Annotated in this window: 9 protein-coding genes and 3 pseudogenes; 3 read left to right on the top strand and 9 right to left on the bottom strand. The window is 57.7% G+C overall.

What is annotated here, in order from left to right:
• Positions 1–1,340 precede the first annotated feature (1,340 nt).
• From P3T24_RS38755 to P3T24_RS38725, 7 genes and pseudogenes are all read right to left on the bottom strand, one after another.
• On the bottom strand, positions 1,341–1,535 hold the full coding sequence (locus tag P3T24_RS38755) for a hypothetical protein (protein ID WP_429441955.1): 195 nt from the start codon (positions 1,533–1,535) through the stop codon (positions 1,341–1,343).
• A gap of 584 nt (positions 1,536–2,119) precedes the next feature.
• On the bottom strand, positions 2,120–2,467 hold the full coding sequence (locus P3T24_RS38750; RefSeq protein ID WP_429441907.1) for a hypothetical protein: 348 nt from the start codon (positions 2,465–2,467) through the stop codon (positions 2,120–2,122).
• Positions 2,468–2,903: 436 nt separating this feature from the next.
• Positions 2,904–3,719, bottom strand: coding sequence for a sulfotransferase family protein (locus P3T24_RS38745; RefSeq protein WP_429441953.1), 816 nt, complete (start codon positions 3,717–3,719; stop codon positions 2,904–2,906).
• Positions 3,720–4,043: 324 nt separating this feature from the next.
• A complete protein-coding gene (locus P3T24_RS38740) occupies positions 4,044–4,481 on the bottom strand; it encodes a Fis family transcriptional regulator (protein WP_429441951.1) in 438 nt (145 codons plus the stop codon).
• A 386-nt stretch (positions 4,482–4,867) separates the two neighbouring features.
• On the bottom strand, positions 4,868–5,815 hold the full coding sequence (locus tag P3T24_RS38735; RefSeq protein WP_429441950.1) for a peptidyl-prolyl cis-trans isomerase: 948 nt from the start codon (positions 5,813–5,815) through the stop codon (positions 4,868–4,870).
• A 344-nt stretch (positions 5,816–6,159) separates the two neighbouring features.
• Entirely contained in the window at positions 6,160–6,768 is a 609-nt protein-coding gene (locus P3T24_RS38730; protein ID WP_429441948.1) for a hypothetical protein, read from the bottom strand.
• Between the two features lie 33 nt (positions 6,769–6,801).
• Positions 6,802–6,966 (bottom strand): annotated as a pseudogene (locus P3T24_RS38725) (nuclease domain-containing protein); the annotation flags it as partial.
• 137 nt (positions 6,967–7,103) lie between these two features.
• Here P3T24_RS38725 and P3T24_RS38720 point away from each other — a divergent pair.
• The 3 genes and pseudogenes from P3T24_RS38720 to P3T24_RS38710 form a co-directional block, all read left to right on the top strand.
• Complete coding sequence (locus tag P3T24_RS38720; protein ID WP_429441946.1) at positions 7,104–7,307, top strand: hypothetical protein; 204 nt, start codon at positions 7,104–7,106, stop codon at positions 7,305–7,307.
• 20 nt (positions 7,308–7,327) lie between these two features.
• Positions 7,328–7,522 carry a hypothetical protein gene (locus P3T24_RS38715; RefSeq protein WP_429441944.1) on the top strand — a complete coding sequence of 65 codons (195 nt, stop codon included), beginning with the start codon at positions 7,328–7,330 and terminating at the stop codon, positions 7,520–7,522.
• Positions 7,523–7,843: 321 nt separating this feature from the next.
• Positions 7,844–7,987: pseudogene (locus P3T24_RS38710) on the top strand (IS256 family transposase); the annotation flags it as partial.
• A 131-nt stretch (positions 7,988–8,118) separates the two neighbouring features.
• Here the strand turns inward: P3T24_RS38710 and P3T24_RS38705 are convergent.
• Positions 8,119–8,324: pseudogene (locus P3T24_RS38705) on the bottom strand (IS6 family transposase); the annotation flags it as partial.
• A 140-nt stretch (positions 8,325–8,464) separates the two neighbouring features.
• A partial coding sequence (locus tag P3T24_RS38700) for a hypothetical protein (protein WP_429441942.1) occupies positions 8,465–8,707 on the bottom strand: 243 nt, incomplete at its 5' end.

The raw sequence follows: 8,707 nt of genomic DNA, 5'->3' as shown, positions 1-8,707 counted from the left end.
TGCTTTCCACGATTTGCCTAGGCTTGAAACTAGTCACAAGACTCCCTCTTATTTTAAGGGGTGTCTCGTGTCCTGAGAATCAAGGGGCTACTCCAGTGCGGCACATGGATTCAATTGTAGATAAGGAAGTAATGTGAAGTGTCAACAGGCGACAATTATGCGAAGCGAATTATTTCTGATTTTTACAAAAATTCCTCGTTACACGTCAAGCGACACCATGAGCGATTCATTTCGTCGATCGACCGCGTCATAGTGGCAGAACAGCGGTCATGTGATGACTGGGGATGAGTAGCCCCGCAATTCGCATGTATGGAATGGCAATCCGGTCTACGAGCGTGGGCGAGCTCCTCTGACGCGACAGGCCAACAGCTGTTACGCTCGTTTTCTCCGGGATGGTTCGATCGTCACGGTGAACGCATCTGCAGGCACCGGTTCGGTATGCGCTTCGGTCTCAGTTACTGGCCGAGTCGTCCCGGTGCCTTTCTTCACATACGCGCGTCCTGGCCGTTCAAATGTCTTGTCCGGGCAGGGTCCTTCCCATTTCAGGTCGACATCATGATCACGCACGAGCGCGACTATCTGTCCTTCACGAAGATGGGCGATCTGTGTGAGTGAGCGTGCCCGGAAGTACGCATCCAGTTCAACTAACTTGTAGTATCAGAGACCGGCCCGGTGCCGGACTGCGGAGGTCGATGCCCCGTCTGGAAGACGCGCCAGGGTCCAAAGGTATCGTCTCGCGTAGAAATGCCACTGGGTCTCGGCGAGTTCGTCGAGGACTTCGTTGCACCTTGGGTAAGCAGCCCGCGCGTGCGTCACATAGATGAGCTTTGCTGCTCGCCCGATGCTGTGCCTCGAGATTTTCGCTGGCCGATCGGTGCTCGCATAAAGTCTTGGCGCGGCCTGCCGAAGCTGGTCGGCCCGTTCGCCATCAAGCCGATGTGGCGTGGCATTGCTCGCCTAAGCTAGTCCATCGAACGTCCTCCGGTGCGGATAAGCAGCGATTGTTGGTATCGGGGCTCGCCCCTTGCAATTGCGGCCGGACTTGTCATTGCGTGGAGCGTTCAAAAGTCCCTGTTTGGCCGACGGTATAAGCCTCGTTCTAGGTCTGAGAACGCGCTGGGGCTTCCCGAATCGTGAATGGCAGGGCTGACCGGGGCAGTTCCGATTGCTCTGTTCGCACTATTGAGCTTTGCCAATGTAACGAGTTGGGTCACAGGTACCCTGTACGCCTCACCATATGCGGTGACCGGAAAATATTGAATCCGAGCAATCTCTTCATCGAGCTGTCGTACATCCTGTTCCCCACAGCATAGCCGAGCGCGTTATTGCGAGATCGAACGTTACCTGAGAATCCGTAGATGTCGGATCTTCCCGATCTGGGGCGAGCGCTTCAGGATCAGGTCGGTGATGTATTCAGGCAGAAAGGCGCGCGGCACGTTGGCTGGTATGTCGTCTACGAGCTGCGACGGGACGCGGACGATGAATTCGTCCGGTTTGTTCTTCAAGCTATGTTCATAGCTGACGCGGTAATCCATAACTACCCCAGACCAGGGAACGATTCCCTCCGCGATGGATTCTATCAGCGGGCCAGGAGCGTGTACGATACGTTCACCGGCTGAACCGCTTAATCCGCCGTGGTCGGCGAGAGCGAATCACCGCTTGCCGATAGCCATGCGCACCGGCTCGCGGACGTCGTGGTTCAGCCCGTTTGAGTCATTCAGGATCACGTAAAGCGACCGCTCAATGAACTCGATGACCGGTCTTCCCGGAGCGTCAACGAAGCATGTGGTGAAGGGGTCATTGATAGGTTTCGGTGACCAGAAAGAGGCGATGTCCTAGGAGCGAACCACAGCTATTGCCCCTTCGTGTTGTGGTTTCGAAGGGCGATCAGGGGCTCGTCGGTTGATCGACAACGAGACTATGAAAATGTGTTGCCCAACAGCGCTGCCAGTCTCTCCCCAGTCCCACTCGGGACATCTCGGTGACTGTACCAACCGCCAGCATCGACCAACCCACAGGGTTGCAAGCAACTTTTGCCGATGATTTTCTTTATGTAAAATTTAGGAATCCTATTCGTTGACGCCCGCATACCAACGGGAATGCCCCGGAACAACCCGGTTCAATCAGTCAATCTGAATTTGCGCGACGTCCGGCAAGGCAAAACTGGTGGCGTTATGGCCATGTCCCACGCAGAGAGCAGCCCGTCGAATGACGGTGCGGCCGGTGCCGCTGGACGTTCGTTGAGTGCGGGCAATGGCTGGCCCGTTACGCGGTATTGAACGTGCACACCGCCCCGGGCGGCTGGGCTGCGGATCGCTTCAATGGCGCCACGCGACATCCCGTATTCGAGGGCTGCGCGCGCATCGCGTGCGTTCAGCATGCCGCTCGCGGTAATCTGCCTGACAGTCGCCGGCTGGTGGCCAAGCAGCCATAGGATCAGCTTTTCCGCGCTGGTGTGTGCTTTCATTCGCATACCTGTTGTGCCGAAGACTTACCTTCCCAAATGATCCCGAGAACCGCGGCATCGACACAGAATCGCCCACCCGCTATGCGCGATTTTCGACTCCTGGCTGGTCCGAAGGCGCGCCTGTCGCGCGCTGGCCGCAGACACTGCGGACGTATTGTTGTGGTCAAAGGCATTTTTTCGATTCTCCCGCCTGTGGCAAAGGCATCAGGGTGCCGGGTTTGACACGGGAATGGACGCTGGGGCGGCGATCGCGGGCGGTATTGCCGCAGTAGGAAGAGCGTTGGGTTGCAACGGCGGCCGACGCGGCGTGTCCTGGATAAACACCTGATTGGTGCTGTAAGACAGCCAGACCTTGCGCCAGCGCAGAAAGTCCATTCCCAGCAGCATATCCGTGTTCGCCCACGTTTCGTCCTGTACGGATATCAGTGTTCATCGCCTACAGGATCCGCACACCATGTACATTGAGTTCGGGCTTCTCCCAGAAGTGGGTATGGGCGAATTTCGTAAAGAGATCCGGCGGGATGCCCGGTTTGCGCGCATGGTGTTCGACCTTCTGCCTGACCTTGTGCAGGCCTGGCATGCCGAGCAGCGCGTCATAGTCAGGTTCGTCGTACACCACGTTCTCAAGGTTGTGATCGAACCAGGGCTCACCCAGTTCGTCGTAGAGGCTGCGCAGAACCTTCTGCGGTGCGCTCACCAGGCGATCGTAGGGCACGATGACCAGGCGCTTTGCTTCGTCCCCGAACCAAGCTTCGCGCAGGTTGCTCCATGGCAGACCGATCAGGCCGTTCTCGGAATTCATGAGCGTTTCGACGCGGGAATAAACGGAAGCGCCCGGCTGGAAACCGAAGATGCGTGAGAGCTGAAGCGGGTTCTTCGCCAGCATCCGCTCGACGCTGTCGATGATCCAGCCTGTTTCACGTACGCAGCAGACGATGCGCGAGTCCGGGTAGAGTGCCCTGAGCAACGTCGCCCGTCCCGTCCATGTCCGGTTGGTGTCGAACACCACCTGGCTGGACTGGACGTCCGCGTAGTAGCTGTCGAAGACTCCGCGTAACATGGCTGCACGTTTCGCATCATCGAAGAAGACGGCAAATTCACTACCGCACATCTTCTTATGTAGCGAGCTGCACAGGGATGCGACAGGGCTGGTCATCGCAGCCGTGAAACGCGGGTTCTGGCGCAGCAGCGCACACAGAAGCGTCGAGCCGGAACGGGGCAAACCCGAGATGAGGTGAATCCTGTTGACCACGGCAATACCTGGTTATGCCCGGAGCGAACGCCACGGGGCAATAATCGATTGATACAGGGACGCCCTCATGTTGCCGCAAACAAACATGCGGCGACATGAGGCATTACCTACCTGCGGAACAGGACGCTAGTGTGGCGACACGGCAAGCTGCGATTGCGGGTTCAGGTGCTCGATGGCCGCAAGACTGGTGATACCGGCAGGCATCGGTGCATACGCGGCCATTGCCTGGATCATCTGGTCGACCTGCCTGTCCACTGCGGCCGAAAAGGCTGACGCTGCTGGCGCCGAGCCCGGGCCGTACAGCGACTGGATTCCGGGTCACGGTTATCCTTGCGTCCCCAGCTTCTGTAACCTGTCATTTGCGCGCAGTAATTCGAAAACTGGCGTGATGGCTAGCTGCTGGTCATGCAGGGTTAGCACTTCGCATAGCAGTGCGTAAGCCTCGCCATCGACCTGCCAAACACCGGTATCAACCGCTGTTCCGTGACGGCGAACGATCGCTTCGTCCGCCTCGCAAAACAGCCCGTCTCTGGCGACGCCGTAGCCCGCTTCGCACAGAAATCGGGTGATATACATCGCTTGCGCCAGGCTGACAAAGTGGCATTTCCCGGCCGCCCGACTATGCAACACCTCGAGAGTCAGGTGATTGTCCATCGAAATTCGACGGCACAAGGCGGGTGCCATCGGCAGCAGCTTGGTCTTCGGTTGCGGCTTGCGTGACATTGACGCAGTTTCACGACGTCGTGATATCTTGCTGGTCATAGGCAATGCGGGTGGGATAAGTCAACCGCACCGGGGCGGTTCCGTTCCAAGGTATTCAAGTAATCCCGTCCGTCGCCAGCCCGGAAGCAACTCCATGCACTCAAGGCGGCCCAGTTCTTTCTGCCCCTCCTCCGTCAAGATCGCAATATCGAGTGCTTCGGGCATTCGGGCATTGACACGGGAAGGCACGCGCTCGATCTCAACAAGCCCATAGGCTCGAAGCGTATCCAGTGCCCGGGATCTTTTGTGCCACGGAATCTGCCGGTAGCGAATCAGCCGGAGAAATCCGAGAATTTCCCTATTGGACAACACCGTAATCTCCTCACACGCACGACCTGCGTTCCGGCGTGCGTGACTCTACGTATGCCCAGTGCCGGGCCTGACTATTATTGGATCTGGGCATTTTTCAGCAAACCCGTAGTGAACTGCGCGGCGGCCTTCTCAAGCGCTAGTGCCTGTAGCTGCTGGCGGATCGTGTCCTTCGCCTGATCGAACGCCGGAACCTGCGTTGGACGCTTCGCGTCGAGCTTCACGATCACATGCAGCGTATTGCTGCCGTCAGCGACCGGAATCGTCGCTGCTACCACCGCGCCGACCGGCAGTTGCGTGATCGCCTGCGCAACCGGCAGCGGCAGGCCCTGTGTCTCGCCGTCGACCACAGGGATTTTGAAACTCACCCATGTCATCTCGCCTCCTGCCGCCTTGTTCATCGCCACGCTGTACTGGCGGGCGAGCGCATCGAAAGCGGTGCCGCCCTTCAGCTGCTGGAGGACCGTTTTCGCGGTCGCATCGTCTGCCACCACAATGACGCGCGGCTTGTACTCGTCCTTGCCCATCGACGCGACAATCTCCTCGTAACGGACTCTCACCTGCGCATCCGTGACGGGCTCTGGATGGAGATTGTCCTTCAGGTAGAGTTGCGTTTCCGAATTGACCTTCGCCGCGTTCATCGCCGCCTGCACGTCTGGTTTTGTGTCGTAATGCTGCTTCTCCGCGTCCTGGCGGAACAGCTCGCGGGTAATCAGGTCCTGCCGGATCGCCTGGCGCACCTGCGGCGTGTCCGGTTGTCGGGACGCTCGGAGCACATTGTCCAGCTGCACTTCGGGGATATCGACACCATTGACGCGTGCGACGACACCCTGCGGCAGTCCACTGGTCCCGACAGCCTGCAGGCCGAACGGGTGTGCAATTGCCACGCCGGTCTGGCTTACGTCGTCACCGGGGGCCGCGTGAGCCTTACCGGGCAGCGCCATGTTCAGGATGACTGAGATAAACGCCGCAGCGCACAACAGGTTGAGGTTCGTGTTTTGGCGCAGGGTTGGTTGTTTTTTCATCGTGGTTTCGTCTTTCAAAAAGCAATGTTTGCCGTGGCCAGTCCGAGCATGGCCAGTGAGCCACGGTTTGCCAGCCGCGTCAGTGCGTGGCCGATAAACAGCTCACCCGAAATGATCCTCTGTCGCCACTGCCCGCGTAGGCCCGCACCATTCCCACCAGCGTCAGAAGGCCCGATGTGGCGATAAGGCTTGCTTTGCCCACATTCAGAAACACATACGGCTCGAGACCGCCGTCCTTCCATGCCGGTGCATTGACCTACGCAATCTCGTTGCGCGAATAGTTGAACGTGTTGCGGTCAAACAGTATCGTGAAGGATCCTACCAGCGGATTGCAGCCCAGACTGTCAACAAAGTTCAGGCTGAGCAACTCCTGCAGGCCGATCAGGTTGAGCGAGCGCACGCTGTGCCGCCGGCTCCCGCTGCTGGTCGATGAGCCGGTGGCGGGAGCCTGGGTCGGCCAGCCGGCAGGCACGGGTCGCGCCCCGCTGGTGGCGTCTGGACGAACGCAGGCGACTCACCAGAAAGGCCAGCACCAGCAGTAGCATCCATCGCGCTACGACCCACAATATTGATCTGAAGACCTCAAGTGAGTTCAACGCTACCACCACGTCGTCAGACCGAGGTGCTCGCCGATCTGCACCAGCGTGGTCGTAGGCGAGCACAGCCCTCGTGCCACCGCTCGAATTGTCGTGACTCGCTTCGGTGATATCGAGCGTGTTGGTCACCTCGACGGTCCCGGCATTTGTGCTGGCACCCGACGCGGCCATGCATCTTGCAGAGATCTTCCTGCTTATGCACGTGCTGATCTCCTCCTGATAGCCGACGGCGTCTTCGTAATCATCGCCGGCGTCGTCATTGCTGTCGAAAAGGGCCGCAGCTTCCTGCCTTTGCAGCCGATATTTGGCATCAAAATGCAGCCAGTGGCCTATATCGCCGTTATCGGAATTGACCACACGAACACTGAATTTGGCGGTGTAACTGCCCTCTTACGTTGCGCTCGGCGATCTTGGCCGTGTGACGCGCTTGTTATAGAAGAGCGCGACCTCCGTTTTCTGCCCTTCGGCATCTGTCAATTCAAACCGAGACTCGCTTTGCCGCCCCTTTCTGAGTTCCACTCGGAGACCATCAGCCGAAACCTTGAAGAAGTTGCCTCCTTTGGTTTTTGGCGCAGAATTCCAGCAGGATCCAGGTTACGAATCAATTGTGAACGATTGTTAAGCATTATTGATTTTAGAGGAGCCACAAGTTAAACAGCGACATACCTCAAAACAGATTTGGAAAAGCGACAATGAAAAGCATTTACGATTTGTTGATGACCGCACCGGAAGAACAGATAACGAAGATGCGGCGCGCTTGGAGGGCAGTCGTAGATGGCAACTGGTTGGAAGCTGAATCGAAGCTGCGCAACGTCGCGGCCGAGACAATAGGACAGTTCTCAGCTGACTGCCTGGCCATCGCCGAAATCTGCCGGAGCAACGCTCAGGACGCGTAGTCACGAAACACAGGAAAAGAATGGATACGACAAGCCGCGGCACCTTTGCCTTCGACACCGCTTCGGCAGATGAATTGTTCGCTGCAATGGATCGGCGCGATGCGGCGATTGCCGCGAAATTCGTGGAGCACGTCGCGCGCGTTATGGGCGCGCTTGGTCTGACGGAGTGTTTTGGCAATACGGAGTTCGCCAGCACTACCCGGCTGGTGACGTAGATCTAGCGGCGAGCGAAACCCGTATCTTTTGGGGCGAACACCTTATGCCCGTCCTGGTTGGTACGGTGCTGGGAGAGGTCAACTATACTCTTCTAACGATCACGGACCGCTCAGGCGCAATCCCAGCCGTCCATGAGTATCAATTCGACACGCGGAATTTCATCTAGGAGAAGCCAAAGCGATGGATGCGAACGCCTCTGTTTTCAAGGCAACTGGCCGCAGTGCCTACCCGGTATTCACCGTATACGCCTTGAGCTGGGCATTGCTCGCTTGGGCTCGTCCTTCGATGGTCCTGCGGTGCGGATAAGCAGCGATTATCGGTATCCGACCGACGAAACGGCCATCAAGCTGCTCTACCTGGCGCTGAACAACATCAGCAAGAAGTGGTCGATGCCGATAAGGGACTGGAAAGCAGCCCTGAACCGCTTCACCATCCAGTTCGAGGAACGGCTGGTGCAGCGTTAAACACCAACCCGGTTACACAAAATTCGGGACACCCCCTCCGGTACAGCGTCGTCCTTCATCTATCCTTTCGCTATCGTGCGTATAGGCTCGATGCCACGTAAAATGATTCGAGCACGGTGGAAATCCTTGAATTCCAGCATCGGTCGGACGATGCGCTTGATCGCCCAGCGACGAACGGTTCGTGGTCGACCGAAATGCCTCGCTCAGCCATCATTTCTCCGAGGTGCCGAAAACTCAGCGAATAGGCCACATGCCGGCGCACGCAAGTCAGCATCACGTCCATCGGACAATGCAGGCGTTTGAGCACTCTGGCCACGGCCGGACTCAATCTCTTCATCGAGCTTTCTGTCGTTCATCTTGTTCCCCACAGCATAGCCGAGCGCGTTATTGCGACACAGCCGGCACGCACGCTGTCGATTGACAACACCAGTCAACCGCTACCTGCCGACCCGCTCTCGCCCACGAGCTCAAAATCTCTTATCGATTTCGCAGCCGCGCCGTTGCCACCGCAATCGACTGCTGCGATTTCACCTGCAAAGCTTCACGTAGTGTGTGCCAACAAGCAAGCAACGCCGAAGAAGAGTCTCCGACAACATCGCTAAAAAAGCTATCGGATCCCCCTTCCTGGAGTTGCCCCTGTAAATCAGGACACGCAGACACCGTTAAGTTGATGATGCAGCGGTTCGCCGGAACTCCCGGGGGGAACGGTACTTCAGTGCC

It is taken from the genome of Paraburkholderia sp. GAS33 (genome assembly GCF_050436645.1).
Lineage (GTDB): Bacteria > Pseudomonadota > Gammaproteobacteria > Burkholderiales > Burkholderiaceae > Paraburkholderia > Paraburkholderia phenazinium_B.
The sequence above is the reverse complement of the archived record's forward strand: the minus strand, read 5'-3'. Positions and strand labels throughout refer to the sequence as shown.